Genomic DNA, 26,546 nt, shown 5'->3' on the forward strand with positions numbered 1-26,546 from the left:
TCCGATCGGCTCCGGACCTTTGCCCTCCATCCTGCGGGACGAAGGCGCGATCACCTAGCACAGGGCCAGGCCATTAACGAATCTTGATGCGCCGCAGGGTCGCTCATCCGGCCGATCGGGATCAGACTGGGAGGAGAAGACATCGGAGCAGTGCCGCTCCGGGTGGAAGGAAAGTGATCCTGATGACCGGCCGGATGCGTTTCGAACCGTCGGCGTGGGCCCAGGCCGGGTGGTGGACCACAGCGGTGCGTGTCGGTGCGGCGATCGGTCCGCTCGTCATCTGCGCGCTCCTCGCGACCGACCGCAGGGACATCACGCCGGTCATCGCGGTCCTCGTGCTCGTGCTCTGGGTGGTCGCAGCCGCCGCCACTGCCGACCGGCTGGCCGCGCTGATCGCCGCCGTGTCCGGAGGCGTCTGGTTCGACTTCTTCCTCGCCCGGCCCTACCACCAGTTCGCGATCGCCGACACGGCTCACGTCGTCGCGACGGTGCTGCTCGTGCTGATCGGCATCGCCGTCGCCGAGCTCGCGCTCTGGGGCCACCGTCAACAGGCCGGTGCCGCGCGCCGTTCGGGTTATCTGGACGGGCTGTTGGCGAGTGCCGCGGCGATCAGGGAGGGCAGCGCGCCCACCCGGGCGGTCACCGAGATCGCCGCTCAGCAGATCGCCGACACCCTGGACGTCGAGCGGTCCACCTTCGTCGACGGCCCGATCCGCGATGCGCCGATCGCCGTCCTGGAGCAGGACGGCACGGTGGTCCGGGGCGGTCGCCGGGTCGACGTGACCCGGATCGGGCTGCCCACCGACGAGTACATCGCGATCCCGGTGCAGCGGGGACAGGCGGTCCTCGGCTACTTCCGGGTGTCGTCCGCGACCCATGTGCGGCATCCGAGCTCCGAGCAGTGTCGGGTCGCGGTCCTGCTCGCCGATCAGGTGGCCGGCGCGTTCGGAACGGCGAGCTCGGCGAGCTCGGTGAGCACGGACTAGGCCCCGCGAGTCATGCGGCAGGTCTCTGTCCGGGTCGGCTGGGCATCAGTCCGGGGGTGAGGTCCCAGGTGACACCGGTCGTGGTGACCTGAGCGGTGAGCAGGTCGCGGTGCACGATCGTGTGGTGGCGTGCGCACAGCAGGGCTGCGTTGGTCAGTGTTGTCTCGCCGCCGGCCCACCAGGGCCGCACATGATGTGCATCGCACCAGTCCGGTGGGCGGTCGCAGCCGGGGAAGGTGCAGTGCTGATCCGGGTGAATGATCGCGGTGCGTAAACCCCCGGTGAACAGGCGTTTGGCGCGGCCGACGTCCAAGGGTTCGGACTCGGTGCCGAGGACTGCGGGGATGAGATCCGCATCGCACGCGAGTCGGCGGAGAGTGCCGGCGTCGAGGTGATCGCCGTCGGTGGTGCGTCCGATGCCCGGTAGGTACGTCGGGGCGAATCCGTCTTCGCCCGAGCCGTGTTGGCCGAGTCGGCCCGCGTCCCGGAGCCCCTCGTACAGGGTGTTGTAGTCCATCGTGACCAGGATCTTCGCGGTGCCGCCGAACTCCCCGACCGGCCGCGGGCTGGTGCCGTCGAGCACGCCGGCGGAGGTCTCGACGAGTCGCACCAGGGCATCCGCGCGCCGTTTGGCCGGGGTGCGGGTGTCTCGTTCCAGCGCACCCGTCCCGGTTTCTAGCCGGGCCCCCGCGCTGGTCGGGGACTCTTGTGGCGCAGGCGCAGGCGTGGGTGCGGAGAGGGCACGCAGGGCGTGTTTGACCACGGCGGCATGCCCGCTCGAGAGTTCGGCGACGAACCTCGTTAACCCGTTGGGCAGGTCGGCCCAGAACACCGACTCGCACTCCTGCTGACGTTCCTCGTCCCGCACGAGCTGCTGCGGGGCGTACTGACCCAGGATCCGGGTGGTCAACTCCCGCAAGGTCCGCCACCCCTGATCGGACAGCGACAGGTACCGCCCGAGCAGGTCATCGCGACCTGCGGTCGGCAGTTGCGGCAGGATCCGGGGCACCTCCCGCAACGCGGCAGCGGCCACCGGCACACTCGCCGACCCGGTCGCGAGGGCCTCGGCCACGACTCGGTTGCGCGGATCGGCGCAGTCCACGCCCACCGTCCCGACCCGGCGCACCACGACCGGGTCCACACCAGCCGCTTGCCGGGCCACCCACGCCGGAGCACCCGTCGCGGTGGAGTTCGCCACGGTCCCGCGGCTCAGTGCGTCCGCGGTCGCCAGAGCCGCGACGTTCTCCATCCGGGCGCCCATCCGCAGCATGCCCCCGACGACCTCGCCCAGTGCCGCTTCGTCCAACTGCCACAGGGCGCCCGGCCACTCCTCCAACGCAGCAGTGAACTCCCCCATGAGGGCCATCAACCGAGCGCCCGTGCCAGGCGCTACGGGACCATGAATGTCGGTCGTCGACTGCGCCATGGCCCCTCCTACGCTGGTGACGGCACCCCTTGCCATCTACTGTGAATCATACGCGTGTTCGATATCGATGGCAAGGGCAAATACGGCCGAAGATGCTGCGAATGTTAGTTATTCGCCAGAGGTATGCATCACCAACCTCTTCTCGTCGGGCGTGTGAGGGGCCTCCGCCGAAGCCCACGCGGTGATCGGTGCCCAGATGGTGCAGCGGCCGCCCGGTAGTGCGTTCTGCAGGGTGATCAGGACTGGTCGCCAACCCGGACGCGGTCCGGGACAGTGGTGGGGTGAGCACACCGACCAGCACCACGACACGGAGACACTCGTGAACAAGAACCCTCGCACCGCGACCGTCAAGACGCCTGCGGAGAACTTCACCGGCGACGTGTGGATGAATCCGCTCTTCGACGGCGACGGCACGTCCCGGTTGGTCTGTGGACACGTGCGTTTCACCCCGGGGGCGCGCACCAACTGGCACTCCCACTCCAACGGGCAGCTGCTCGTGTGCACCGACGGCGTCGGGCTGGTCGGCACCCGCGACGGGCGCTCGGTCCTGCTCCATGCGGGGGAGAGCGTGTGGACCCCGGCCGGCGAAGAGCACTTCCACGGCGGCACCGCCGATCAGATGATGTGCCACTACGCGATCCTCGATGGCAGCGGCGACGCCGACGCGACGACGTGGTTGGAGCCGGTCACCGACGACCAGTACGCCGCGGCCGAGGCCGCCGCCACCGGGAGCCGGTGATGGAGTACCGCCCACTCGGCCGCACCGGCGTGCAGGTCAGCCCGCTCTGCCTCGGCGCGATGATGTTCGGCCCGTGGGGCAACGACGACCGGGCCGATGCGACCCGCATCATCCACGCCGCCCTGGACGCCGGGATCAACATCGTCGACACCGCCGACATCTACTCGGCCGGTGTCTCGGAGGAGATCGTCGGGGAGGCCCTGCAGGGTCGGCGGGACGACGTCGTACTGGCGACCAAGTTCTTCATGCCCATGGGGGATGGCCCCAATCAGGGCGGGGGCTCGCGGCGGTGGATCATCCGCGAGGTCGAGAACTCGCTGCGGCGCTTGAGGACCGACTACATCGATCTGTACCAGATGCACCGGCCGACACCGGAGACCGACGTGGAGGAGACCCTGGGTGCGCTCTCGGACCTCGTGCACGCCGGGAAGGTGCGCTACGTCGGCTCCTCCTCGTTCTCGGCGTCACAGATCGTGGAGGCGCAGTGGGCCGCACGGGAGCGCAATCTCGAGCGGTTCGTCACCGAGCAGCCGCCGTACTCGATCCTCGTCCGCGGCATCGAGGAGGACCTGTTGCCGACCGCGCTGCGGCACGGGATGGGCACCCTCACCTACAGTCCGCTGGGCGGCGGATGGCTCTCCGGCAGGTGGCGCAAGGACGCCGCCTCGGAGCCGACATCCAGCGCCCGCCCGAGCGTCCGGTTCGACATGAGCATCCCGGCCAACCAGCGCAAGCTCGATGTCGTCGAGGACCTGGCACAGCTGGCCGAGCAGGCCGGTGTGAGTCTGATCGAGATGTCGATCGCGTTCGTCATCCGCCACCCCGGTGTCACCGCGGCGATCGTCGGTCCGCGCACGATGGCGCAGTTGGAGTCCTACCTGCCTGCTGCGGACCTCACCCTCAGCGATGACGTCCTCGACCGGATCGACGCGATCGTGGCTCCAGGCGTGACGGTCAACCCGGAGGACACCAGCTACGGCCAGCACGAACTCACCCCCACGGCGCTGCGTCGCTGACCGCGTCGTCGCCCCGGGCCATCCCGAACGAGGAGAGAACCATGCAAGAGCTGACCCTGAACAACGACGTACGGATGCCCGCGATCGGGCTCGGTGTGTTCCAGACACCCGCCGACGAGACGCGCAGCGCGGTCGCCGCGGCGCTGTCGACCGGATACCGCCATATCGACACCGCGGCGGCGTACGGCAACGAACGCGAGGTCGGAGAAGCGATCCGTGACTCCGGGCTCGCACGCGACGACGTCTTCGTCGAGACCAAGGTGTGGATCAGCGACTACGGGTACGACGAGACGCTGCACGCGTTCGACAAGAGCGCCGGCAAGCTCGGCGTGGAGCAGATCGATCTGCTGATCCTGCACCAGGCGCTCCCTTCGGATTTCGAGAAGACCCAGCAGGCGTACCGCGCCCTCGAGAAGCTGCTGGCCGACGGCAGGGTGCGCTCGATTGGGGTCAGCAACTTCATGGTCGAGCACCTCACCGCGCTCCTGGAGAAGGCCGCCGTGGTGCCCGCGGTGAACCAGATCGAACTACACCCCTACTTCCAGCAGCGGGAGGTCCAGGCATTCGGCGCCCAGCACGGAATCCTCACCCAGGCCTGGTCGCCGATCGGCGGGATCACGTTCTACCGGGACGGCCAGCACACCAGCACCCTGCAGGACCCCGTGATCGGTGACATCGCGCGAGCGCACGACAGGTCGCCCGCGCAGGTGATGCTGCGCTGGCACCTGCAGGCGGGTCGCTCGGTGATCCCGAAGTCGACCAAGCCGCAACGTATCGCCGAGAACTTCGACGTCTTCGACTTCGAGCTCGGCGGCGATCAGGTGGACGCCATCGACGCCCTGGACACCGATCGGCGCGGCGGTCCCGAGCCGACCGCCATCACGCTGGAGAGCTTCGGCCGCGACATCCCCGAAGCTTGACCGGCCCTTTGTGGCGCCCGGACGCCGTCACCGTCCGACGGCGTACCCCTGCATGCCGCGGGGGTTGGCGCCGGCGCGCAGCACTCCCGTGGCGGGGTCGCGGGTGACGGCGCACAGCCGTCCCTCGCTCCACGCCGGTCCGAGCTGTACGCCGTGACCGCGGGCCGACAGCTCGCGCGCCACAGCCGGGTCGATCCGGTCCTCGATCACCAGCACGCCGGGCTGCATGCCGCGCGGGTAGAACGAGCTGGGGACCGCCTCGCTGTGCCAGGCGGGTGCGTCGATGGCGTCCTGTAATGCGTTGCCCTGAGCCAGGACTCGTAGTAGGAAGAGCAACTGCCACTGATCCTGTTGGTCTCCGCCCGGCGTACCGCAGGCCATGGACGGCGCGCCGTCGCGCAGCACCAGGGTGGGGCTGAGGGTGGTCCGCGGCCGGCGGCCGGGCGCGAGAGACGCCGGAAGGCCCTCCTGCAGCCGAAACATCTGTGCGCGGGTGCCGAGGCAGAAGCCGAGCTCGGGGATGGTGGGCGAGCTCTGCAACCACCCGCCGCTCGGCGTCGCCGAGATCGTGTTGCCGAAGCGGTCGACCACGTCGACGTGGCAGGTGTCGCCGCGTTGCGCGGTGGGAGCTGTCCGATCGGACACAGTGGGCTCACCGACGGTGGAATCGCCTGTTGCAGAGGCGGTTTGCCCCAATCCGTGGGGGAGCACCGGGGTCCGGCCGCCGGGGGAGCCCGGCCGGATCTCCATCGAGGCGTCCGCGCCGACGAGCGCGGCGCGCTGAGCGGCGTACGCCGGGTCGAGCAGGTCGGCGAGCGGGACGTCGACGTCGCCGTAGAACGCCTCGCGGTCGGCGAAGGCGAGTTTCATGACCTCGGTCGTGGTGTGCACGCCCTCGGCGCGGAGCAGATCCAGCTCCGACGGGTCCCCGAGCGCGTTCATCATCTGCAGCGACTGCAGCAGCACCGGCCCCTGGCCCCACGCACCGGTCTTGGCGACGGTCGCGCCCGCCCAGTCGAGGGTGACGGCGGGCTCCCAGGTGGCCTCGAACCCACCGAGGTCTTCACCGGTGATGACGCCGGCGTGGGCCGCGCCGCTGGAGTCCAGGAAGGACCCGCGGGCGAAGCGGTCGACCGAGTCGGCGACGAAACCGTCCGACCACGCACGCCGGGCGCCCTCGATCCGGCTCACCCGGTCGGTGCCGGCTGCGGCACCCTCGGCCAGCAGGCGGCGCAGCGTCGCGGCGTACGCGGGGTTCGTCACCAACGAGCCCGGTGTGGGTGCCTTTCCGCGCGGCAGCCAGGTGCTCGCGGAGGTGGGCCAGTGCTCGGTGAACATGCCCGCCACGCGTTCGATCGTGGCGCTGACGGCGGGGAGCACGGGGTGGCCGGCCTCGGCGTACCCGATGGCCGGCTCCAGCACGTCGGACAGCTCCCAGGTGCCGTGGTCGCGCAGCAGCACCAGCCAGGCGTCGACCGCGCCGGGGATGGCCGCGGCCAGGAGGCCGGAGCCGGGCACCTGGTCCAGGCCCTCAGCGCGGTAGTGCTCGATGGTGGCTCCCGCCGGCGCCGGGCCCTGGCCGCAGAGCACCCGCGGGGTCGGGTCGTCGGCGGTGGCGACGATGGCGGGCATGTCGCCGCCGGGGCCGTTGAGGTGCGGCTCGACCACGTGCAGCACGAAGCCGGCGCAGGCGGCCGCGTCGAAGGCGTTGCCGCCGCGTTCGAGCACGCTCATCGCCGACTGCGACGCGATCCAGTGGGTGGAGGAGACCATGCCGAAGGTGCCCGCGAGCGTGGGGCGCGTGGTGAACGTCATGCGTTCACAGCGGCGTTCGGCTTCATGACGCTCAGCAGCTCGTAGCCGACGTGCGAGGCGGCGATCCCGGTGATCTGCGCGTGGTCGTACGCCGGCGCCACCTCGACGATGTCGGCCGAGACGACGTTCGTGGCCTCCAGCGCTCGCAGGATCGCGAGCAGCTCCCGACTCGTCAGGCCGCCGGCTTCCGGGGTGCCGGTGCCCGGCGCGTGCCCCGGATCGAGGACGTCGATGTCGATCGAGACGTAGACCGGGGCGTCGCCGAGCCGCGCGAGCATCGCTTCGATGACCCCGCGCGTACCGAGCTCGTCGAACTGGGCGGCGTGGATGGTGGCGAAACCGAGGTCGGCGGACTCCGGCAGGTCGCGCGCGTCGTAGAGCGGGCCGCGGATCCCGATGTGCAGGCAGTGGTCCCGGTCGAGCAGCCCCTCCTCGGAGGCCCGCCGGAACGTCGTGCCGTGGGTGTGCGGGGCACCGAAGTAGGTGTCCCACGTGTCGAGGTGGGCATCGAAGTGCAGCACCGCGATCGGGCCGTACGCCGCGTGCATCACCCGCAGCAACGGCAGGGTGATCGTGTGGTCGCCACCGAGCGTGAGCAGCCGTCGTCCACCGGCGGTCAGCTCCGCCGCGTCCCGCTCTATCTGCCCGATCGCGTCCTCGATGTCGAACGGGTTGGCCGCGATGTCGCCGGCGTCCACCACCTGCTGCAGGTCGAACGGCGCCACGTCGAGCTCGGGATTCCATGGCCGCAGCAGCCGCGAGCTCTCCCGGATGTGCGAGGGCCCGAAGCGGGCGCCGGGTCGGTAACTCACGCCGCTGTCGAACGGCACCCCGACCACCGCGACGTCGTAGTCCTCGACGTCCTCCATGTCCTCGCGGCGCGGCAGCCGCGCGAAGGTGGTGAGCCCGGCGTACCGCGGGGTCTTGCTGGCGTCAGTCGGACCGACGGGCATCGGGGCTCTCCTGCGGGGTCGTGGCGACCGGATCGGACCCGGCCGCTCTCTGCAGGATGCTCTCACCACGTCGGGAGCGTTCGACCGTGTAGGCCGCCGCGACGGCCAGCATCGCGACCGAGATCGGCCACGTCCACCAGCCGGGGCGTTCGAGGGTCTCGACCAGCTCGAACGTCTCGTGGATGCCGATCAGGCTCGCGCCGCCGGCCACCATCGCCCAGCCCGTCGCGCGGTTGGTGAAGGCGAAGACCACCTCCAGCTCCGCGGGCTGCAACCGGCGCATGACCTCCTGCCGGTACGCGCCCGAGGCCCGTCGGTGCAGCACGTAGCCGACCGGTGGGATCAACCACCACCAAGGTGAGACGTCCGGTTCGTCGACCCGATCCGCCGCGCCCTTCATCGCCGACCGCGCGACGTCGACGTCGAGCTCCTGCAACTCCAGCGACGCCTGCAGGATCGGGCCGGCCACCAGGAGCCACGCTCCGAGGAAGGCGCACCACGCCGTCACTTCGTGCATGGAGGGGAGCCTTCCATGCTCTGCATGACCTCATGGGCGCCCGGACGAGGAATGGCCGGCCCCTCGTCGTACGGGGCCGGCCATCCGATGCTGGCGGAGGATGCGGGATTTGAACCCGCGAGGGGTTTCATCCCCAACACGATTTCCAATCGTGCGCACTAGGCCACTATGCGAATCCTCCAGGCGAGCAGAGGTTACCCGGTCGCGGCGGGACTGCATAAATGAGGCGTGCCCGGTGCACCCGCCGCGGTGTCCTAGACTGTTCGCCGATCCCCCACGCGGTGGTACCGCGCCGAACTCCCCCAGGGCAGGAATGCAGCAAGGGCAGGCGTGCTCTTCCAGGTGCGTGGGGGGTCCTTCACGTCCGGCCCGAGGCTGACAGGGTCACGATTGTCCGCAGATCCGGGTCGACGGGTGCACGAATATGCGGACAACCGATGCCACCTGTACGAGCTGGTCGCACTGACGGTCCCGGCGCATAGAGTTCCCCAGGTGAGCACCGCGTTGTACCGCCGATACCGCCCCGAGACGTTCGCCGACGTCATCGGCCAGGAGCACGTGACCGTGCCCCTGATGCGCGCCCTGGAGACCGGCCGGGTCAACCACGCCTACCTCTTCAGCGGGCCGCGAGGCTGCGGCAAGACCACCAGCGCCCGGATCCTCGCGCGCTGCCTCAACTGCGAGCAGGGCCCCACCCCGACCCCGTGCGGCGTGTGCGACTCCTGCGTCGCGCTGTCCCGCGGCGGCGCGGGCACGGTCGACGTGATCGAGATCGACGCGGCCAGTCACGGCGGCGTCGACGACGCGCGCGACCTGCGTGAGCGGGCGGCGTACGGCCCGGCCAGCAGCCGTTTCAAGGTCTACATCATCGACGAGGCCCACATGGTGACCACGCAGGGTTTCAACGCCCTGCTGAAGGTCGTCGAGGAGCCGCCGGAGCACGTGAAGTTCGTCTTCGCGACCACCGAGCCGGAGAAGGTCATCGGCACGATCCGGTCGCGCACCCACCACTACCCCTTCCGGCTGGTCCCGCCGCAGCGGCTGACCGAGTACATGGAGCAGCTCTGCGTCGCCGAGGGCGTGCAGGTCGAGCCGGGCGTGCTGTCCTTCGTGACCCGCGCCGGCGGCGGGTCGGTGCGCGACTCGCTGTCCGTGCTCGACCAGTTGATCTCCGGATCGCAGGACGGCGGCCTCACCTACGCCGGGGCGGCCGCGCTGCTCGGGTTCACCGACGGTGAGCTGCTCGACGCCACCATCGACGCGCTCGCGGTGTCCGACCCCGCCGCGACCTTCCGTCAGATCGGCCGGGTCATCGAATCCGGCCACGATCCGAGGCGATTCGTGGAGGACCTGCTCGAACGGCTGCGCGACCTGATCATCGTCGCCGCCGTCCCGGACGGGGTCGCGCAGGTGCTGCGCGGAGTGCCGGAGGATCAGCTCGAACGGATGCGCCAGCAGGCCGCCGCATTCGGCGCCGAGACCCTGGCCCGGGCCGCGACCATCGTCAACGCCGGCCTGACGGAGATGACCGGGGCCACTGCCCCGCGGCTGCAGCTGGAGCTGATCTGCGCCCGCGTGCTGCTGCCGGGGGCGAGCGGCGAGGAGGGGTACGCCGCGCGGCTGGACCGTCTCGAACGCCGCCTCGCGATCGGCGCCGTGCCGGGCGCCCGGCCCACCGCGTCCGCGTCCGAACCGACCACTGCGCAGCCCTCGACACCCGCACCGGAGCCGTCGAACCCTGAAGTCCCGGTGCCCCACCCGCCGCTGGAGCAGCCGACACCACCCGCCGGACCGGCCGATCCGGCTCCGGCGCCGGCGCCGACACCCACCCCGGAGCCGACGCCCGACCCCGAGCCGTCGCCCGTGCCCGACCCCACGACCGTCCCGCATCCGAGTCCCGCGCCCGACCCGGACATGCCGGACGAACCTGACGAGGCCGGAGCAGGCGGCGAGCCCGTCGACGTGCGGTCCGAGGGGCGCGACATCCCGGAGGTGGCCGACCCCGTGGGCGTCGCACCGGGCGGTGCGGGCCAGGGACCGGGTGGGCCGCCGTCGGCCCAGCAGTCGGCTGTCGGGGGAGGGCTCGACACCGACGCGATACGCCGGGCCTGGCCGGATGTGCTCAACGCCATCGCGCGAATCAAGCGGGTGACCTGGGCCCTGCTGAGCCAGCACGCCCACGTGCTGGAGTACGACCCACCGCAGCTCGTGCTCGGGGTGAGCAGTCCCGGGCTGGCGCAGACCTTCGAGCGGGGGTCGCACCGCGACGTCGTACGCCAGGCGCTGCAGGAGGCCCTCGGCGTGACCGTGACGGTGACGGCCCGCACCGACAGCGGCGCACCGACCGGCACGCCGCAGCCGGACGATCTCGCCCCGGCGCGGCCTGCCCAGCGTGCCGATCCCGGCGGACAGCAGGACGCGCAACCGGCCGCACCTGACACTGGGGCGGAGACGTCGGACCCGCAGCCCGCGGCACCCGTGGCCGCGCGCCGCCCCCAGCGCTCCGCGCCGCGCAAGCGGTCCGAGCCCGAGGTCGAGCCGGGCGGATGGGGCGCGAGCAGTGCGCCGGCGCCGAGCTGGGCCAGCGAGCCCGCCGCGCAGCAACCAGCGGCCGGAGCGTCCGCGACCGCCGTCCCGATGGCCGATGAGGACGAGGGATCACGAGACGACGAGGACGTCGAGGACGCCGGTGAGGTCGGCATCCCCGTGGTGACCTCGATCCTCGGTGGCGTGGTCATCGAGGACCAGCGGGACTGACCTGTGCTCTACCGCGCCGCCAAAGGCACCGTCTCACCCGTCGTACGCGCGCTATGGCGCCCGCAGGTCGAGGGCGCCGACAACGTGCCCCGCCAGGGGGGAGTCCTCCTGGCGAGCAACCACCTGTCCTTCATCGACAGCGTGGTGATCCCGTTGGTCGCCCCGCGCCAAGTCCGCTTCCTGGCGAAGTCGGACTACTTCACCGGCACCGGCGCGAAGGGCACGGCCTCACGCCTCTGGTTCGAGACGATGGGGATGATCCCGGTCGAGCGCGACGACTCCCAGGCCGCCGCCAAGTCGCTCGAACTCGCCCTGCGGGTGCTGGCCGCCGGGGATGCCTTCGGCATCTACCCCGAGGGCACGCGCTCGCGGGACGGACGTCTCTACCGCGGGCACACCGGTGTCGCCCACCTGGCCATGACGGCAGGTGTGCCGGTGGTGCCGGTGGGTCTGATCGGCACCGACAAGGTGCAGCCCGTCGGCGACAACCGGGTGCACCGGGAGCGGTTCACGGTGCGTTTTGGCACGCCGATCGATCCGGCGGGCCGGTGGTCCGGTGTGCCCGCCGGCCGGGCCCGACGTGAGCTGACCGACGAGGTCATGGACGCCATCGCCCGGTTGTCCGGGCAACCGCGCGCCACGGCGTACAACGAACGGCCCTCCACCGTCGCGTGATTCACCGTCGTTGCCGCGAGAGTCTTGTCGATACCTAGATAATCTGGGTATGGTCCGAGCATGGGAACCGATCTTCTGCGGGGGCACCTGGAAGGGCTCCTGCTGGCCGTCCTGGTCGACGCGCCCGGTCACGGATACGCGCTCAGCCAGCGGCTCGGCGAGCGCAGCGGCGGCACGCTCTCGGTACCGGAGGGGTCCCTCTACCCGGCACTGCAGCGCCTCGAGCGCGCCGATCTGGTGACGAGTGCGTGGAGCGTCACCGACGGGCGGCGCCGGCGCGTCTATCGACTCAGCCCGGCCGGGCGCCGGGCGGCGACCCGTTCCGCGCAGGAATGGCAGGCCTTCTCGGCGGCGGTGGACCGCGTGATCGGGGGACTCGCGTGAGCTCCGTCGAGGACTACCTGGACGAGCTGCGGCGCCTGCTGCGGGTGCGCGGATCCGTCCGACGCCGGCTGTTGGCGGAGTGTCGCGACCACCTCGAGGACTCCGCTGCCGCGGTGGGGCCGACAGAGGCCGTACGCCGCTTCGGCGACGCCGCCGAGATCGCGGCGTCGCTCGACGCGGAGGTCGCCACGCGGCGAGCCCAGCGTGCGACTCTCGCCTCCGCCGTCGGGGTCATCGCGGTCGGCGGTTCGACGCTGGTCGTGCTGAACTCCACGACCGCCGCGACGACCGGGTCGATCGGCTGGGCGGTGACCTTCTTCGCCGCCGCACAGGTCGCCATCGTGTCGCTCGTGCTGGCGGTGGTGCAGGCGGGCGCCCTGCGCGGTCGGCCGGCGAGCGCCGGGGAGGTGTCGTTGCTCTGCGCCCGGAACGGCTGCGCGCTGCTCGCCGCGGCGGTCACCCTGTTCGCGGCCGCCGGCGCGGTGCCGGGGCGCGGCGCGGCGGTCCTCATCCTCGGCGGGCCCGTCCTCGCCGCCCTGGCGGCCGCGAGCGTCCTGCGGGCCCGATCGGTCATCCGCGGCTACCGGCGACCGGGGGATCGGCCGGTGCGGTCGCCGCTCGCCGACCTCGGTGCGCTCACCCACCTCTCACTTCCGGAGGTGGGCCCCGGTCGGTTGCTCGTGTCGACCGCGCTCGTCGCGGCTGCGGCGGCCTTCGCGCGCGACCGGGCCGAGCACTCGGCGGTGCCCGCCGCTCTCACGACGGCGGGGGTCGAGATCATGCTGGTGGTCCTCGGGATGGCGCTGCTCGGGCCGGCGCTCGGCCTGCGCGCGCGATGGCATCACCTCTGACGCCGAGCGCTCAGAGATCGCCTGCCATCCGGGTCAGGAACGGCACGCAGGCCGCGCCCAGCGGCGTCGCCCAGTAGTAGACCCAGGTGCCTCGGCGCTCGCAGTCGACCAGGCCGGTATCGCGCAGCTTGCGCAGGTGATGGGAGACCGTCGGCTGAGAGACGCCGGCGTCGGGGATGTCGCAGACGCAGACCGGGTTCGGATGCGCGGCGATGTGGCTGAAGAGCAGCAGCCGGATCGGGTCGGCCAACCCCTTGAAGACGTTCGCCACGTCCTCGCAGCGGTCGGCCGTGAGGGGCCCCTCGCCGGGCGCCACGCGCGCCCGAGGGCCCGCCACATCGCGTACCGGGATGAACGTCACCCCTCTATATTGACAAATATCGAACCAGCGCGCCACCCTCTCTGCATCGACGTGTATCGAAGCAAGGAGCAGTCCCATGAGTGATCCGATCGTCATCCGCGAGGAGGTCCGACGCAGGTACGCCGAGTCCGCCCGAGCCGCGGCCGAGGGGGCCACCTCCTGTTGCGGCCCCAGCCTCTACGACCAGAACGTCACCCCGGACGGTCGGGCGGTCTTCGGTGCCGGCCTGTACGCGGGCGCGGACACCGGGGCCGCGGGCGCTGCGGTCGAGGCGTCTCTGGGATGCGGCGTCCCCACCGCGGTGGCCGACCTCGCGGCCGGTGAGATCGTCCTCGACCTGGGCGCGGGTGCCGGGGGCGACGCGTTGATCTCCGCGCGGCGGGTCGGGCCCACCGGTCGGGCGATCGGGCTGGACATGACGCAGGAGATGCTCGATCTCGCCCGCCGCAACGCCGCCGACGCGGGCGTCACCAATGTGGAGTTCCTGCACGGCTACCTGGAGGAGATCCCGCTGCCGGACGCCTCGGTGGACGTGGTGATCTCCAACTGCGTCATCAACCTGGCCGCCGACAAGGGCATCGTGCTGGCCGAGGCAGCCCGCGTGACCCGGCCAGGCGGCCGGTTCGCGGTCTCCGACGTCGTCGCCGACACGGACATGGACGAAGGAACTCGCGCCGACGTGGCGGCCCACACCGGCTGCATCGCCGGGGCGCTGACCGAGCAGGAGTACCGCGACCTGCTCACCGCGAACGGCTGGGGCGAGGTCGAGATCCGCTACACCCACGCGGTCCACGAGCACGCGCAGGCGGCGATCGTGCGGGCGGTGCGCACGTGAGCGTCGCCACCACGCCGCGCCCGGCGGTCGACCAGGGAGTCATCGCCAAGCTGTCGACGCTGGACCGGTGGTTACCTGCCTGGATCGTCGCCGCCATGGCGATCGGCCTGCTGCTCGGGCGGCTCGTCCCCGGACTGTCCGGGGCGCTGTCGGCGGTCGAGGTGCAGGGCGTCTCGCTGCCGATCGCGATCGGGCTGCTGGTGATGATGTATCCGGTCCTGGCGAAGGTCCGCTACGACCGCCTCGACCAGGTCGCAGGGGATCGGCGCATGCTGATCAGCTCGCTGGTCCTGAACTGGCTCGTGGGACCCGCGCTGATGTTCGCGCTCGCGTGGGTGTTCCTCGCGGACCTGCCGACCTACCGGACCGGGCTGATCATCGTCGGGCTGGCCCGCTGCATCGCCATGGTCGTCATCTGGAACGACCTGGCATGCGGGGACCGGGAGGCCGCAGCCGTGCTCGTCGCCCTGAACTCCGTCTTCCAGGTCGTCATGTTCGCGGTGCTGGGCTGGTTCTACCTCTCGGTGCTGCCGGGGTGGCTCGGGCTGCAGCAGACCCGGCTGGACGTGTCGGTGTGGCACATCGCCGGGTCGGTCCTGGTCTTCCTCGGCGTGCCGTTGCTCGCTGGTTTCCTCTCGCGCCGCATCGGCGAACGCCGTTGGGGCCGTGCGCGGTACGAGGCGGCGTATCTGCCGCGGATCGGGCCGTGGGCGCTCTACGGGCTGCTCTTCACCATCGTGGTGCTCTTCGCCCTCCAGGGGCACCAGGTCACGTCACGACCGCTGGACGTCGCCCGGATCGCGCTGCCGCTGCTGGTCTACTTCGCGCTGATGTGGGGCGGCGGCTACCTCCTCGGCCGCTGCCTGGGAATGGGCTACGCCCGGACGACGACGCTGGCGTTCACCGCGGCCGGCAACAACTTCGAGCTGGCGATCGCGGTCGCGATCGCCACCTTCGGCGTCACCTCCGGGCAGGCGCTGGCGGGTGTCGTCGGGCCGCTCATCGAGGTGCCGGTCCTCGTGGGACTCGTCTACGTCTCGCTGGCCCTGCGCTCGCGGTTCCCGGTGGAGCTCGCCGATGCCTGACCCCTGTGTGCTGTTCGTGTGCGTGAAGAACGCGGGCAAGTCCCAGATGGCGGCCGCGCTGCTGCGGCAGCTGGCCGAGGGCCGCGTCGAGGTGCACTCCGCGGGCACCCGGCCCGGCGGCGGGCTCAACGACCTGTCCCGGCGGGTCGTCGAGGAGGTGGGTGCCTCCATGGACGGCGAGTCGACCAAGCCGGTCGATCCGGACCTGCTGCGACGTGCCGACCACGTCATCGTCGTGGGCTCGGAGGCGCGCCTGCCTCCGGTTGCCGGGATGCGCGCTCCGATCACCACATGGGAGCTCGACGAGCCGGCCGATCGCGGGGTCGACGGGATCGAGCGGATGCGCCTCCTGCGCGACGAGACGGCCGAGCGGGTCCGCCGGCTGCTGGCCGAGATCTGATCAGATGATCCCGGAGTCGCGGTGACGAGCGGCGGACTCCCGGATCTGCGGCGTCAGATCCGCCTCCGGGGCCCGCACCGCCATCTCCCACCTGTGGTGGATCGGGCAGCGCTGCAGGCGTCTTCGTCCCAGCCGGACGGCCTTGAACGACACCCATCGTCTCCAGACGGTCTCGTAGTAGTCACCGCCGGAGCACTGCACCACGGTCCAGTCGCGCGCCATACCCTCCAGGGTAGGAACTGCACCTCGCCGGCGCGACGCCTCGGGAGCAGCCGGCTTCGATCTCAGCGGTCCGAGCGGGGACGCCGCAGCTGGAAGGTCTCGAAGGCCCGCAGTCCGCCGCCGACGCCAGTGGCGTCGTAGTAGGTGACGGTGATGGTGGTGTCCCCGCCCGGACGCCCCGGGTCGACGTCGAATGCCGCGAACCCGTAGGGGTGCTCCCCGTCGCGCGAAGCAGACCACCGGGCGGTGTCCATGACGTACACCGGGGCCCGCTTGCCGGTCGTCGGATCTGGGGCGCCGACCCCCGTGATGACCCGACAGGCGGGCGGTTGGAAGAGCAACTGATTGGACGTGAAGGAGGAACCGCCTCCGCCGAGGACCATGTGCACAGTGCCCCTGGTGGTGTCGACGACGGTCGTGTCGGTCGCCGCCACCTTCGGGGTGAGGGTCGCGTTCCGCTGCTGGCCGCGGATGGGATGGCTGCGTTCGTAGTGGTGCTCGTGCCCGCAGACGACCAGGTCTACGCCGTACCGGTCGAAGAGCGGGATCCATTCCTGACGGATGCCGAGGTCGGCACCATTGGCCTTGTCGGCTGAGCTGATCGCGACCTGGTGCATGCACACCACGACCCAGTCGATCTCCCGGTCGTGGCGTGCGCGCCGCAGCTCCTGCTCGAGCCAGGTGCGCTGCGCGCCCTTCGAATAGCCGCGTACGTAGGAATTCCCGCCGTCCTGGTAGCAGACGTCGTCGTTGGCGAGGCTGATCACGCGGACCGCGCCGACGGTGAAGGAGTACCAGAGGCCCCGGGTCACCTGCGTCTGTCCGCGGGCTCTCGGCACCGAGAAGTAGGTCTGGTAGGCCTCGTAGCCGATCGGCCCGTTGCCGAGTTCGTTCTCATGATTGCCGGCGGACGGCATCCAGGGCCGATTGCGCGCGCTGCGGGAGTTGTTCGCCCAGAAGTCCCACCAGGTGCGGATGCGGTCGGTGGCGAGATTGGCGTAGCAGAGATCGCCGTTGAACAGGTGGAACATCGGAGCGACCTGCTCCACGCCGGCCGTCGTGTCGGACCCGGCGGGGGCGCCGAGGTTGTCGTTGACCCAGGTGGTCGTCGTACCGGCGAGCAACTTGCCGAGGGTGGGCGTGCCTTGGTCTCCGAAGCTGGTGAACGTCACCCGCGCGCGCCCACGAGGCCCGGTCGAGAACGTGCCGAACTGTGGCGTCGTCCCCTCGTGCAAGGCCGCGTACAGGTACGACGTGCCCGGCCGCAGCCTGTCGAGCGCGGCGTGGTGCGCGTACACCGTCGTGCCCGACTTCTCGTCGACGTACGACCTGGTCTCGGCAGAGGCGCTGCGCTTGAAGTCGCCGCGCTCATCGCCGAGCAGCACCCGCGGTCTCCGCACGGGCGCCAGAGTGTGCCAACTGACCACGACCTCCGTCGCGGCATCCGATCCGAACTGCAGGTGCAGACCGTGTACGACGGGCACCGGCGCGGTATGCGATCCACCCTTGGTGGAACGGAGCGACGTCACGGGTGATGCGGCGGCATCGGCGGCCGTCGACACACCCAGAGCCGTCGCCGCGGTGACGAACCCCGCCCCCGCCAGCAGATGCCGCCGGGCGACGCCCGGATCCCCGTCGATCTCAGAAGAACTCATGGGCACCACGATCTGGAACCCGACGTGCGCTCACCACATGATCTGAATGAACGCACCGAGAACTCTCGGTGCGGTCACCGATGGTGTGCCGGCGACCCGTCGGCTTGCGTCCACCGTTCACTGAGTACGACGAAGCGCAGGGTGGTGTCAGCGTGAGCCCGTAGGCTGTCCGGTTGTGTACGAAGGTGTGGTCCAGGACCTGATCGACGAGCTCGGCAGGCTGCCGGGCGTCGGTCCGAAGTCGGCGCAGCGCATCGCGTTCCATCTGCTGCAGGCCGACCGCGCCGACGTACAACGTCTCAGCGAGGTGCTGGCCGTGGTCAAGGACAAGGTCCGCTTCTGCGACCTGTGCTTCAACGTCTCCGAGGACGCCCTGTGCCGCATCTGCGGCGACTCCCGACGCTCGATGAGCCTGATCTGCGTCGTGGAGGAGCCCAAGGACATCATGGCCATGGAGCGCACCCGGGAGTTCCGGGGCCGCTACCACGTGCTCGGCGGGGCCATCAGCCCGATCGACGGCATCGGCCCGGACGATCTGCGCATCACCGAGCTGATGCGACGCCTTGGCACCGAGCCGATCGAGGAAGTCATCATCGCCACCAACCCCAATCTCAACGGCGAGGCGACCGCGACCTATCTGTCGCGGCTGCTGGCGCCGCTGGGCATGCCGGTCTCGCGCCTGGCCTCGGGGCTGCCGGTGGGCGGTGACCTGGAGTACGCCGACGAAGTGACGCTGGGCCGCGCCTTCGAAGGTCGCCGGTTGATCGGTGGCTGAGGTAGACGCCCGGACCCGGGCGGAAGTCGACGCCGGCCAGGGGGCGCAGGCGTCCGACCAGTGGCGGGAGATCGCGCGGCGGTACGCCGGGATGGCCGGCGGGTTCTTCGTCTTCGCCCTCCTGGTGCACGTGCCCGGCTACTTCCACCAGCTCTACGACCCCGACGAGGCCACGATCGCCGACCAGGCGATCACCCTGCAGCACGGCGGGCGGCTCTACATCGACGCCATCGACCGCAAGCCGCCCCTGCCGACCTACCTCTACCACGCGGCGTTCGCGATCTTCGGCAACGTCGACCTACGCCCCGTGCACCTCGTGGCGGCCCTCCTGCTGGCCGTGGCGGCCTGCGCCGTCGCCGCCGACGTCAGCCTCCGCACCCGTGCGCAACGTGTGTGGGCCGGGGTGCTGATGATCACCGCCGCGGTCGCGTTCCTTCCCGACGCCGGCCAGGCGGCCAACTACGCCCACTTCGCGCTCGCGCCCGGAGCGGTGGCGATGGTCCTGGCCCGGCGGCGTTCCAAGCGCGCGGCGGCCCTCGCCGGGCTGGCGCTCGCGGTCGCGGTCCTGTGTCGCCAGACCTGGCTCATCGGGTTGCTGCCGGCGGGGATGGCCGTGGCTCGTTCACGCCGCTGGTCCCACCTGGGGTGGATGTTCGGTGGGTTCGCGGTCGGCATCGGCATCGTCGTGGCCTGGCTTCCGACGGCCGATGTGTGGCACTGGGTGTTCGCCTCCAACGAGGGATTCCTGCTCACCGGTCCGAACTGGTCCATGGTGGCCGTCAGCTTCTTCGGTGGCCTGGCCCTGCTGGTGGGACTGCACCTGCCGCTGCTGATCCCCGTGGCGCTGCGTATCAGGGCGGCCGGCTCCCTGCGACAGGCGGTGCAGGTGGATCGGGACCTGTGGATCTGGTGGGCGACGGCGACGGTCGCCTGGATCTCCGGCTTCCGCTTCTTCGCCCACTACTGGATCCAGTCGCTACCGCCGCTGGTGCTGCTGGCCGCGCCCACCGCGGCCCGCATCACCGGCCGCCTGCGCACCTGGATCCTCGCGCTGCTCGTGGTGGTCACCACGGCCGCCGTGGTGGCCGGATTCACCCCCGAAACCTTCCGCACCCTGCCCAACACGACGCCGCTCGCCAAGTACGTCGCGGCCCACTCCCGTCCCGACCAGCCGATCCTCGTCTGGGGCAACCTGCCGCAGGCGCAGTGGGAGTCCGACCGGCCGCTCGGCGGGGCGTTGGTGCACTCCGACTTCGTCACGGGGGTCTCGGGCAACCGGACCGCCGACCCGAGCACGGTGCCGGCGACCACGCCCGGCGCCTACAAGGCCGTGCTGCGCTCGGTCTACACCCACCCGCCGCAGCTGGTGCTTGACACCTCGACCGCCGACCTGCGCGCGTACGGCGGGCAGTACTACGACGGCAAGTACCCGCTGTCGGTCTTCCCGCAGTTGAAGTACTTCGTGGACACCTACTACACGCTGGCGGCCCGGGTGAACGGCGTGACGATCTACCGGTTGCGTCAGGAGTACTCGGGCAACAGCGGAGCCGGTTCGTAGGCTCCGCGGCCCTGCAGCGTGCGGTGGATGCCGTACGCGAGGCCGAGCACCGCGGCGCCGGCGACGCCGTCGATCGCGAAGTGGTTGGCCGTGCCGATGACCACGGTGAAGGTCAGCAGCGGGTAGAGCATCGCGGCGTACCGCACGATCCGGCGCTTGGCCAGGTTGAAGACCGTCAGGCCGCACCAGAGTGCCCACGCGCAGTGCAGGCTCGGCATCGCCGCGTACTGGTTGGTCACGGCGGCGACGGAGGCGTGACCCCAGGATCCGAAGGTGTGGAACTGCACCAGGGTGTCCACGAAACCCGCGCCCAGCAGACGCGGGGGCGCCATCGGGACGAGGTAGAAGCCACACAGCCCCAGCACGGTCGTGGTCACCAGCACCGTGCGCGCCGAGCGGTAGACGCGTCGCTGCCAGAAGAAGAGCCAGATCAGGACTCCGCCGGTCATCGGCAGATGCAGGAAGGAGTAGTAGCCGTTGGCGAGGCGGGCGATCTCATCGTGCGCGGCGACGAAGTGGTTGAGGGACAACTCGAAGTTGATGTGCAGCTTCTGGGTCAGGTGCAGCACCCGCAGACCGCGGTCGATCGCCGCCGTCTCGTGGTCGGGCACGAGGTTGCGCAGACGCTCGTAGATCATGTCCAGGATGACCAGGATCGCGATCTCGTGCCACCAGACGGGCGCCCTGAAAGTGCGCAGCGAAGCAGGCAACAGTGCACGATGCCCGACTTCAGGCATAGTGGTCACCAACCCCGGGGTGCGACTTGACATCCGACAAGGATGCCACCGGCGGCCGACAAACGCACCTTTGCCCCAGCCGTCAGCGTGTTATACGCGCGCTGTGAGCCGTGTCTCGCCCGCCTCAGGGTGGTCGACGTAGGGGGGTGCCGTCCCGCCATTCGGGCATCGCACGTCTCGGATTCTGGGCTCACTACCCTTGTGGAGCGTGAGTCTCGTGGTCCAGAAGTACGGCGGGTCGTCGCTGGCCGACGCCGACAGCATCAAGCGCGTGGCGCGTCGCATCGTCGACACCCGCAAGGCCGGCAACCAGGTCTGCGTGGTCGTCTCCGCGATGGGCGACACGACCGACGACCTGCTCGAACTGGCCGACGCCGTCTCTCCCGCTCCGCCCTCTCGCGAGCTCGACATGCTGCTGACGGCCGGTGAGCGGATGTCGATGGCGCTGGTGTCGATGGCCATCGCCAATCTCGGCGACTCGGCCCGCTCGTTCACCGGTTCGCAGGCCGGTGTCATCACCGACGACGTGCACGGCAAGGCCCGCATCATCGACGTGACCCCCGGCCGCATCGAGGAGGCCCTGGGCGACGGGCACATCGTCATCGTCGCCGGCTTCCAGGGCGTGAGCCAGGGCAGTAACGAGATCACCACCCTCGGTCGCGGCGGATCCGACACCACCGCCGTCGCGCTCGCCGCCGCGTTGAAGGCGGACGTCTGCGAGATCTACACCGACGTCGACGGCATCTTCACCGCCGATCCGCGGATCGTGCCCACGGCGCGCAAGATCGACCGCATCACCAACGAGGAGATGCAGGAGATGGCGGCCTCGGGCGCCAAGGTGCTGATGCTGCGGTGCGTGGAGTACGCGCGGCGCTTCGGTCTGCCGATCCACGTGCGGTCCTCGTTCAGCCACCGCGAAGGCACCTGGGTCGTCGACCCGTCCTCCGCCCCAGAGTCAGAAGGAGCATCCGTGGAAGACCCGATCATCGCCGGCGTCGCGCACGACCGCAGCGAGGCCAAGATCACCGTCGTCGGGGTCGCCGACTCCCCGGGCAAGGCCGCTCAGATCTTCCAGGCGATCGCCGCCCAGCAGATCAACATCGACATGATCGTGCAGAACGTCTCCGCGCTCGCGACCGGTCAGACCGACGTGTCCTTCACCCTGCCCAAGACCGACGGCCAGCGCGCCGTGCAGGTCCTGCAGGCGGCCCGTGAGCACATCGGCTTCGAGTCGCTGCAGTACGACGACCAGGTCGGCAAGCTGTCCCTGGTCGGGTCGGGCATGCGCAGCCACCCGGGGGTCAGCGCCACCCTCTTCCAGGCTCTGGCCGACAACGGCATCAACATCGAGATGATCTCGACCTCGGAGATCCGGGTGTCGGTGGTGACCCGCGACGACCAACTGGACGACGCGGTCCGGGCGGTGCACACGGCGTTCGGGCTGGACGACGCCGACGGCGGGGCCGTCGTCTACGGGGGGAGCGGACGATGAGCGCCGCACCGCAGCGCGCACTGCACGTCGGGGTCGTCGGCGCCACCGGTCAGGTCGGGGCGGTCGTCCTGCGGCTGCTCGCCGAGCGCGATTTCCCCGTCGCCTCCCTGCGCCTCTTCGCCTCGGCGCGTTCGGCCGGCAGGTCGCTCACCTGGCAGGGGCGCGACTACGTCGTCGAGGACGCTGCCGCCGCCGACCCGAGCGGACTGGACATCGCGATCTTCTCCGCCGGCGGATCGACGTCCAAGGCACTGGCGCCGAAGTTCGCCGCGGCCGGCGTCCTGGTCATCGACAACTCCTCCGCCTGGCGCGGCGACCTGCAGGTGCCGCTGGTGGTCAGCGAGGTCAACCCGGCCCGGATCGCGGGCCCTGCCAAGGGCATCATCGCCAACCCGAACTGCACCACCATGGCCGCGATGCCTGCGCTCAAGGTGCTCTCCGACGAGGCGGGCCTGCAGCGGCTGACCGTCGCGACGTACCAGGCGGTGTCCGGGTCCGGACTCGCCGGCGTCGAGGAGCTGGCCGGCCAGATCCGGCAGGGCGTGCAGGCCGGCGACATCGAGGGCCTCGCGCTGGACGGCGGCGCCGTCGAGCTCGGGCCGGCCAAGACGTACGTCGCGCCGATCGCCTACAACGTGCTGCCGATGGCCGGCTCGGTCGTCGACGACGGGTCGCTGGAGACCGACGAGGAGCAGAAGCTGCGCAACGAGTCGCGCAAGATCCTCGAGCTTCCCGACCTGCGGGTCTCGGGCACCTGTGTGCGCGTCCCGGTCTTCACCGGGCACTCGCTGGCCGTGCATGCCGAGTTCGAACGGCCGATCAGCCCGGCCCGCGCGACCGAACTGCTCGCGAAGGCCCCGGGGGTGGCTCTCGCCCAGGTGCCGACACCGTTGGACGCGGCAGGTCAAGACGCCACATATGTCGGTCGCATCCGGCAGGATCAGGCAGTGGAGGACGGGCGCGGGCTCGTGTTCTTCGTGTCCGGCGACAACCTGCGCAAGGGAGCCGCCCTCAACACGGTGCAGATCGCCGAGGTCATCGCCGCGGCGCAGTGACGGGGGAGGGCACGTCTGACATGACGCGCGACGGAGCGACCCTTGCCGTGGTCGGGGCCACCGGACTGGTCGGCCAGACACTGCTCGGCGTCCTGCCCATGGGCCGCGACGTGTGGGGCGAGGTGCGGCTGCTCGCCTCGTCGCGTTCCTCCGGGCGCACCGTCGACGCCGCCGGTCGCGAGCTGCAGGTGCGCGGCCTGGACGACCACGCGTTCGACGGTGTGGACGTCGCGGTCTTCGCCGCACCGCCGGAGGTCGCCCTCGAATGGGCGCCCCGCGCCGTGGCGGCCGGTGCCGTGGTGGTCGACAGCTCCGGCGCCTTCATCGACCACGACAACGTGCCGCTGGTGGTCCCGGAGCTCAACCCGGCGGCCACCAAACGCACGGGCGCGCGCATCCTCGCCAGCCCGTGCGCGACGACCCTGACGATGATCGGGGTCCTCACGTCGCTGCACCGCAGGTGGCGCCTGCAGGAGCTGGTCGTCTCCACCTACCAGGCCGTCTCCGACGCGGGGTCGCTCGGCGTGCAGCGGCTCTACGACGAGGCGAACGCGCTCGGTGGCGACCGCAGTGTCGGGCAGTACCCGGGCGACGTACGCCGCAAGCTGTCCGACCTCTCCGGCGCGAGCCCGTTCCCCGCGCCGGTCGCGTTCAACGTCATCCCGTGGGTCGGCGGCCAGGGCGACGGCGAGTCCTCGGCGCAGGAGCTCAACGTACGCGCCGAACTGCGGGCGCTGCTGGAGACGCCCGCGCTCAAGATCGCGACGACCTGTGTGCAGGTGCCGGTCACCACGACCCACTCGATGACCGTGCACGCCACGTTCGAGCAGCGGGTGCACCGGGAGGACGTCGTCCAGGCCCTCACGCAGGACGCCAACTCCGTCGTCGTGCTGGACGACCCGCGTTCCGAGGAGTGGCCCACGCCGGTCGACGTGGTCGGTTCCGATCCGGTCTTCGTCGGTCGGGTGCGCCAGCTGGAGGACTTCCCACGGTCGGTGCAGTTCTTCGTGTGCGGCGACAACCTGCGCCGGGGGTCTGCGCTCAATCTCCTGGAGATCGCCGAGCTCGTCGTCAGCTGACGGGTCCACCGCCGGGCCCCTGAACCCGGCGGTGGCTGCGATGTCAGTCGGTCGCCCGCAGCGCCACCACCGGCGGCACCGAGACCGCCCGCCGGGCCGGCGGGCGCGAGGCGACCAGCACCAGGGCACCCCCGGCGACGGCCACGGCCGCGAGCGCCACCCACGGGACACCCCAGACGAAGCCGCTGCTCATCGCACCGACCAGGGACTGCGCCCCCACGGATCCGTAGACGACCCCGATCGCCGCGCCGAGGATGACGGCGGTCGCGGACAGGGCGATCGACTCGCGAGTGATCATCGCGCGTACCTGCACGGCGGTGAATCCCAGCGACCGCAGCAGACCGATCTCGCGACGTCGCTGGATCACGGTCAGCGACATCGTGCTGACGAAACCGACCGCCGCGATGATCGAGGAGATCACCACCAGGCAGACGAGCACGGCCGTGATGATCGCCATCACCTGGTCGGTGTGATGCCGTTGCGCGGCGCTCAGGCCCGACGCGGCATCCATCGCAGCACGCAGTGCCGACATGCCGGAGGCGATCGTGGTGATCAGCACGACCCCGACGATCAGCCCGATCGTCGAGCGGGTGGTGCGCGACGGGTCGGCGACGGCGTTGCGCCGGGCGATGAGGCTGGGCGGTCCGCCGCCGAGCAGCCGGCCGAGGGCGGTGACCACCCACGGGATGAGGAAGCGGGCACCGACGATCACGCCCGTGCCGGACACTGCTGCGCCGAGGAAGGCGCAGAGGAACCCGGACGTCGACATCCGATCGCCCAGTGCCACGGCCATCATGAGGAGGACGACGCCCACGCCGATCAGGGTCACGGTGAGCGCGGCCCGCACGACCGTCGTACGGCGTGCCGGGTCCACCTGTGCCTGGACCGCGCTCAGCGCCTGGACCGGAGCGACGTGCAGCACGGCTCGCGACCCGATCCAGCCGGCGCCGACCGAGCACAGCGCGACCGCGGCGATCGGCAGCGCCAGCAGGGGTACGGCCCACCGGTAGGGCAGGTCCGGAAGTGCTCCGCGGTGCACGAGCACGACACGGACGACGTCGGTCAGCAGCACACCGGCCAGCACCCCGAGGCAGGCGCCGACGGCCCCGGCGCGCGCCGTGCTGCGGCGTACCGACCGGCGCAGGCTGAGGCCGTCGGCGCCCAGCAACCGCATCAGCGCGATGTGCTGCAGGCGCCCGGCGATGACGGTGGTCACGCACCCCGTGATGACGACGGCGGCGACGTAGAGTGCGATCCCGATGAAGACCGGCGAAACGATCCCGAGCAGCATGGCGACGTCTCCGTCGCCCTGGGTCGAGCTGATCGAGGCCAGGATCGAGGAGGTCATGATCAGCGTGGCCGCGTAGCACCCGCTGAGCCCGGCCACCAGGGTGACCGTGCCCAGCTCGCGCACCGAGCCCAGCACCGGCGGCACCCGGGTCATGCCACACCCTCTTCGACGTCGATCAGCAGCTGCGAGATCTGCTGCGGTGACAGGGCCGCGTGGTCGGCGACGATGCAGCCGTCGGCGATCACCAGGATGCGGTCGGCGTACGACGCGGCGAGCGGGTCGTGGGTGACCATGGCGATCGTCTGCCCGTACTCCCGTGCCGCGGTGCGCAACAGCGCGAGCACCTCACGTGAGCTGCGGGAGTCCAGGTTGCCGGTCGGCTCGTCGGCGAAGATCACCTGCGGTCGTGAGGCGAGCGCACGAGCGATCGCGACGCGCTGCTGCTGTCCGCCGGACAGCTGCGCCGGGCGGTGGGCGGTGCGCTCCCTCAGACCGAGGGTGGTCAGCAGGTGGGCGATCCACTCCCGCTGGTCACCGTCGATGGTGCGTTGCGCGAGACGGAACGGCAGTTCGACGTTCTCGACCACGGACAGCGTGGGCACCAGGTTGAACGCCTGGAAGACGAACCCGACCCGGTCGCGCCGCAGGACGGTCCGACCCGCGTCGTCCATCGCGTGCAGTGCCTCGCCGGCGAGGTACACCTCCCCCGAGGTGATGTCGTCCAGGCCGGCGGCCACGTTCATGAAGGTGGACTTGCCCGAGCCCGAGGGGCCCATGATCGCGGTGAAGTCGCCGTCGAAGATGTCGACGGTGACCTGGTCCAGAGCGCGCACGGCGTCCGGGCCGGTGCCGTAGTGCTTGTCGACGCCGCGGAAGGAGACGACGGCTCGGCGTGGCTGGGTGACGGGGTGGATCGACCGGGTCGGGTTCATGACGACGACCCTGCCGCAGCCGCGGGCCGC

General features: G+C 70.8%; 26 protein-coding genes, 1 tRNA gene and 1 other RNA gene. 17 read left to right on the top strand and 11 right to left on the bottom strand.

All coding sequences use genetic code 11. From position 1 onward, the window contains the following. Positions 1–182: 182 nt before the first annotated feature. Positions 183–986, top strand: coding sequence for a DUF4118 domain-containing protein (locus HNR15_RS01550; protein WP_179478547.1), 804 nt, complete (start codon positions 183–185; stop codon positions 984–986). Positions 987–996: 10 nt separating this feature from the next. Here the strand turns inward: HNR15_RS01550 and HNR15_RS01555 are convergent, their stop codons facing one another. Beyond that, entirely contained in the window at positions 997–2,343 is a 1,347-nt protein-coding gene (locus tag HNR15_RS01555) for an HNH endonuclease signature motif containing protein (protein WP_179478549.1), read from the bottom strand. A gap of 388 nt (positions 2,344–2,731) precedes the next feature. Here HNR15_RS01555 and HNR15_RS01560 point away from each other — a divergent pair, with 388 nt between their 5' ends. Genes HNR15_RS01560 through HNR15_RS01570 form a run of 3 tightly spaced genes read left to right on the top strand, consistent with a single transcriptional unit; the run spans position 2,732 to position 5,087 of the window. Continuing rightward, positions 2,732–3,151: a (R)-mandelonitrile lyase gene (locus HNR15_RS01560; protein ID WP_343048365.1), complete on the top strand. Its 420-nt coding sequence runs from the start codon at positions 2,732–2,734 to the stop codon at positions 3,149–3,151. Beyond that, the gene (locus HNR15_RS01565) at positions 3,151–4,167 is read left to right on the top strand and encodes an aldo/keto reductase (RefSeq protein WP_179478553.1); all 1,017 of its coding nucleotides are present in this window, start codon (positions 3,151–3,153) and stop codon (positions 4,165–4,167) included. Before HNR15_RS01560 ends, HNR15_RS01565 begins: the two co-directional genes overlap by 1 nt. 41 nt (positions 4,168–4,208) lie before the next feature. Continuing rightward, positions 4,209–5,087: an aldo/keto reductase gene (locus HNR15_RS01570; RefSeq protein ID WP_179478555.1), complete on the top strand. Its 879-nt coding sequence runs from the start codon at positions 4,209–4,211 to the stop codon at positions 5,085–5,087. A 27-nt stretch (positions 5,088–5,114) separates the two neighbouring features. Here the strand turns inward: HNR15_RS01570 and HNR15_RS01575 are convergent, their stop codons facing one another. The 4 genes from HNR15_RS01575 to HNR15_RS01590 all read right to left on the bottom strand — a co-directional run bounded on the left by HNR15_RS01575 (position 5,115) and on the right by HNR15_RS01590 (position 8,553). Continuing rightward, on the bottom strand, positions 5,115–6,902 hold the full coding sequence (locus HNR15_RS01575; protein WP_179478557.1) for a gamma-glutamyltransferase family protein: 1,788 nt from the start codon (positions 6,900–6,902) through the stop codon (positions 5,115–5,117). Beyond that, on the bottom strand, positions 6,899–7,855 hold the full coding sequence (gene speB / locus HNR15_RS01580) for an agmatinase (protein ID WP_179478559.1): 957 nt from the start codon (positions 7,853–7,855) through the stop codon (positions 6,899–6,901). Before speB ends, HNR15_RS01575 begins: the two co-directional genes overlap by 4 nt. Beyond that, positions 7,836–8,372, bottom strand: coding sequence for a hypothetical protein (locus HNR15_RS01585; protein ID WP_179478561.1), 537 nt, complete (start codon positions 8,370–8,372; stop codon positions 7,836–7,838). The genes speB and HNR15_RS01585 overlap by 20 nt, the downstream gene beginning before the upstream one ends. Positions 8,373–8,463: 91 nt before the next feature. Then, a tRNA-Ser gene (locus tag HNR15_RS01590) sits at positions 8,464–8,553 on the bottom strand. Positions 8,554–8,637: 84 nt separating this feature from the next. On the opposite strand from HNR15_RS01590, the gene ffs reads away from it, so the two are divergent. The 5 genes from ffs (at position 8,638) to HNR15_RS01615 (ending at position 13,039) form a co-directional block, all read left to right on the top strand. After that, positions 8,638–8,734, top strand: an RNA gene (gene ffs, locus HNR15_RS01595) — signal recognition particle sRNA small type. Positions 8,735–8,864: 130 nt separating this feature from the next. After that, positions 8,865–11,129 (top strand): DNA polymerase III subunit gamma and tau, encoded by a 2,265-nt coding sequence (locus HNR15_RS01600; protein WP_179478563.1) that lies wholly within the window; start codon positions 8,865–8,867, stop codon positions 11,127–11,129. Positions 11,130–11,132: 3 nt separating this feature from the next. Beyond that, complete coding sequence (locus HNR15_RS01605; RefSeq protein ID WP_179478565.1) at positions 11,133–11,804, top strand: 1-acyl-sn-glycerol-3-phosphate acyltransferase; 672 nt, start codon at positions 11,133–11,135, stop codon at positions 11,802–11,804. A gap of 60 nt (positions 11,805–11,864) precedes the next feature. After that, entirely contained in the window at positions 11,865–12,188 is a 324-nt protein-coding gene (locus tag HNR15_RS01610) for a PadR family transcriptional regulator (protein ID WP_179478567.1), read from the top strand. After that, entirely contained in the window at positions 12,185–13,039 is an 855-nt protein-coding gene (locus HNR15_RS01615) for an HAAS signaling domain-containing protein (RefSeq protein WP_179478569.1), read from the top strand. The genes HNR15_RS01610 and HNR15_RS01615 overlap by 4 nt, the downstream gene beginning before the upstream one ends. Before the next feature lie 10 nt (positions 13,040–13,049). Here HNR15_RS01615 and HNR15_RS18025 read toward each other — a convergent pair whose 3' ends face one another. Next, complete coding sequence (locus HNR15_RS18025) at positions 13,050–13,400, bottom strand: ArsR/SmtB family transcription factor (protein ID WP_343048367.1); 351 nt, start codon at positions 13,398–13,400, stop codon at positions 13,050–13,052. Positions 13,401–13,476: 76 nt separating this feature from the next. Here HNR15_RS18025 and arsM point away from each other — a divergent pair, with 76 nt between their 5' ends. From arsM to HNR15_RS01635, 3 genes are read left to right on the top strand one after another with little or no spacing between them, the layout of a single operon-like run. Then, entirely contained in the window at positions 13,477–14,235 is a 759-nt protein-coding gene (gene arsM / locus HNR15_RS01625; protein ID WP_179478573.1) for an arsenite methyltransferase, read from the top strand. Then, positions 14,232–15,320, top strand: coding sequence for an ACR3 family arsenite efflux transporter (gene arsB / locus HNR15_RS01630; RefSeq protein WP_343048368.1), 1,089 nt, complete (start codon positions 14,232–14,234; stop codon positions 15,318–15,320). Before arsM ends, arsB begins: the two co-directional genes overlap by 4 nt. Beyond that, entirely contained in the window at positions 15,313–15,720 is a 408-nt protein-coding gene (locus HNR15_RS01635; protein WP_179478575.1) for an arsenate-mycothiol transferase ArsC, read from the top strand. Before arsB ends, HNR15_RS01635 begins: the two co-directional genes overlap by 8 nt. Here HNR15_RS01635 and HNR15_RS01640 read toward each other — a convergent pair whose 3' ends face one another. After that, positions 15,721–15,942, bottom strand: a complete 222-nt coding sequence (locus HNR15_RS01640) for a hypothetical protein (protein ID WP_179478577.1) — start codon at positions 15,940–15,942, stop codon at positions 15,721–15,723. A 62-nt stretch (positions 15,943–16,004) separates the two neighbouring features. Beyond that, positions 16,005–17,597 (bottom strand): purple acid phosphatase family protein, encoded by a 1,593-nt coding sequence (locus HNR15_RS01645; RefSeq protein WP_179478579.1) that lies wholly within the window; start codon positions 17,595–17,597, stop codon positions 16,005–16,007. Positions 17,598–17,772: 175 nt separating this feature from the next. On the opposite strand from HNR15_RS01645, the gene recR reads away from it, so the two are divergent. Together recR and HNR15_RS01655 are read left to right on the top strand one after the other, a co-directional pair. Beyond that, on the top strand, positions 17,773–18,372 hold the full coding sequence (recR, locus tag HNR15_RS01650; RefSeq protein WP_179478581.1) for a recombination mediator RecR: 600 nt from the start codon (positions 17,773–17,775) through the stop codon (positions 18,370–18,372). After that, the gene (locus tag HNR15_RS01655; RefSeq protein ID WP_179478583.1) at positions 18,365–19,930 is read left to right on the top strand and encodes a hypothetical protein; all 1,566 of its coding nucleotides are present in this window, start codon (positions 18,365–18,367) and stop codon (positions 19,928–19,930) included. Before recR ends, HNR15_RS01655 begins: the two co-directional genes overlap by 8 nt. On the opposite strand, the gene HNR15_RS01660 is transcribed toward HNR15_RS01655, so the two are convergent. Continuing rightward, positions 19,894–20,640 carry a phosphatase PAP2 family protein gene (locus HNR15_RS01660; RefSeq protein WP_179478585.1) on the bottom strand — a complete coding sequence of 249 codons (747 nt, stop codon included), beginning with the start codon at positions 20,638–20,640 and terminating at the stop codon, positions 19,894–19,896. The two genes, HNR15_RS01655 and HNR15_RS01660, sit on opposite strands and share 37 nt — an antisense overlap. Before the next feature lie 235 nt (positions 20,641–20,875). On the opposite strand from HNR15_RS01660, the gene HNR15_RS01665 reads away from it, so the two are divergent. From HNR15_RS01665 to HNR15_RS01675, 3 genes are read left to right on the top strand one after another with little or no spacing between them, the layout of a single operon-like run. Continuing rightward, a complete protein-coding gene (locus HNR15_RS01665) occupies positions 20,876–22,159 on the top strand; it encodes an aspartate kinase (protein WP_179478587.1) in 1,284 nt (427 codons plus the stop codon). Beyond that, the gene (locus HNR15_RS01670; RefSeq protein WP_179478589.1) at positions 22,156–23,214 is read left to right on the top strand and encodes an aspartate-semialdehyde dehydrogenase; all 1,059 of its coding nucleotides are present in this window, start codon (positions 22,156–22,158) and stop codon (positions 23,212–23,214) included. Before HNR15_RS01665 ends, HNR15_RS01670 begins: the two co-directional genes overlap by 4 nt. Before the next feature lie 20 nt (positions 23,215–23,234). Next, entirely contained in the window at positions 23,235–24,293 is a 1,059-nt protein-coding gene (locus tag HNR15_RS01675) for an aspartate-semialdehyde dehydrogenase (protein ID WP_179478591.1), read from the top strand. 43 nt (positions 24,294–24,336) lie between these two features. Here HNR15_RS01675 and HNR15_RS01680 read toward each other — a convergent pair whose 3' ends face one another. Both HNR15_RS01680 and HNR15_RS01685 read right to left on the bottom strand, forming a co-directional pair. After that, positions 24,337–25,737 (bottom strand): ABC transporter permease, encoded by a 1,401-nt coding sequence (locus tag HNR15_RS01680; RefSeq protein WP_179478593.1) that lies wholly within the window; start codon positions 25,735–25,737, stop codon positions 24,337–24,339. Then, positions 25,734–26,516, bottom strand: coding sequence for an ABC transporter ATP-binding protein (locus HNR15_RS01685; RefSeq protein ID WP_179478595.1), 783 nt, complete (start codon positions 26,514–26,516; stop codon positions 25,734–25,736). The genes HNR15_RS01680 and HNR15_RS01685 overlap by 4 nt, the downstream gene beginning before the upstream one ends. Between the last annotated feature and the right edge of the window lie 30 nt (positions 26,517–26,546).

The sequence above is a fragment of the Allobranchiibius huperziae genome, assembly GCF_013410455.1.
GTDB classification, from domain to species: domain Bacteria; phylum Actinomycetota; class Actinomycetes; order Actinomycetales; family Dermatophilaceae; genus Allobranchiibius; species Allobranchiibius huperziae.

Bases quoted from the DNA above. Each gene is read 5' to 3' on its own strand.
- arsM (WP_179478573.1), top strand. From the start codon at position 13,477: ATGAGTGATCCGATCGTCATCCGCGAGGAGGTCCGACGCAGGTACGCC.
- HNR15_RS01555 (WP_179478549.1), bottom strand. From the start codon at position 2,343: ATGGGGGAGTTCACTGCTGCGTTGGAGGAGTGGCCGGGCGCCCTGTGG.
- HNR15_RS01570 (WP_179478555.1), top strand. From the start codon at position 4,209: ATGCAAGAGCTGACCCTGAACAACGACGTACGGATGCCCGCGATCGGG.
- HNR15_RS01610 (WP_179478567.1), top strand. From the start codon at position 11,865: ATGGGAACCGATCTTCTGCGGGGGCACCTGGAAGGGCTCCTGCTGGCC.
- HNR15_RS01640 (WP_179478577.1), bottom strand. From the start codon at position 15,942: ATGGCGCGCGACTGGACCGTGGTGCAGTGCTCCGGCGGTGACTACTAC.
- HNR15_RS01550 (WP_179478547.1), top strand. From the start codon at position 183: ATGACCGGCCGGATGCGTTTCGAACCGTCGGCGTGGGCCCAGGCCGGG.
- HNR15_RS01685 (WP_179478595.1), bottom strand. From the start codon at position 26,516: ATGAACCCGACCCGGTCGATCCACCCCGTCACCCAGCCACGCCGAGCC.
- HNR15_RS01645 (WP_179478579.1), bottom strand. From the start codon at position 17,597: ATGAGTTCTTCTGAGATCGACGGGGATCCGGGCGTCGCCCGGCGGCAT.
- speB (WP_179478559.1), bottom strand. From the start codon at position 7,855: ATGCCCGTCGGTCCGACTGACGCCAGCAAGACCCCGCGGTACGCCGGG.
- HNR15_RS01670 (WP_179478589.1), top strand. From the start codon at position 22,156: ATGAGCGCCGCACCGCAGCGCGCACTGCACGTCGGGGTCGTCGGCGCC.
- HNR15_RS01635 (WP_179478575.1), top strand. From the start codon at position 15,313: ATGCCTGACCCCTGTGTGCTGTTCGTGTGCGTGAAGAACGCGGGCAAG.
- HNR15_RS01675 (WP_179478591.1), top strand. From the start codon at position 23,235: ATGACGCGCGACGGAGCGACCCTTGCCGTGGTCGGGGCCACCGGACTG.
- HNR15_RS01575 (WP_179478557.1), bottom strand. From the start codon at position 6,902: ATGACGTTCACCACGCGCCCCACGCTCGCGGGCACCTTCGGCATGGTC.
- HNR15_RS01585 (WP_179478561.1), bottom strand. From the start codon at position 8,372: ATGCACGAAGTGACGGCGTGGTGCGCCTTCCTCGGAGCGTGGCTCCTG.
- HNR15_RS01565 (WP_179478553.1), top strand. From the start codon at position 3,151: ATGGAGTACCGCCCACTCGGCCGCACCGGCGTGCAGGTCAGCCCGCTC.
- HNR15_RS01680 (WP_179478593.1), bottom strand. From the start codon at position 25,737: ATGACCCGGGTGCCGCCGGTGCTGGGCTCGGTGCGCGAGCTGGGCACG.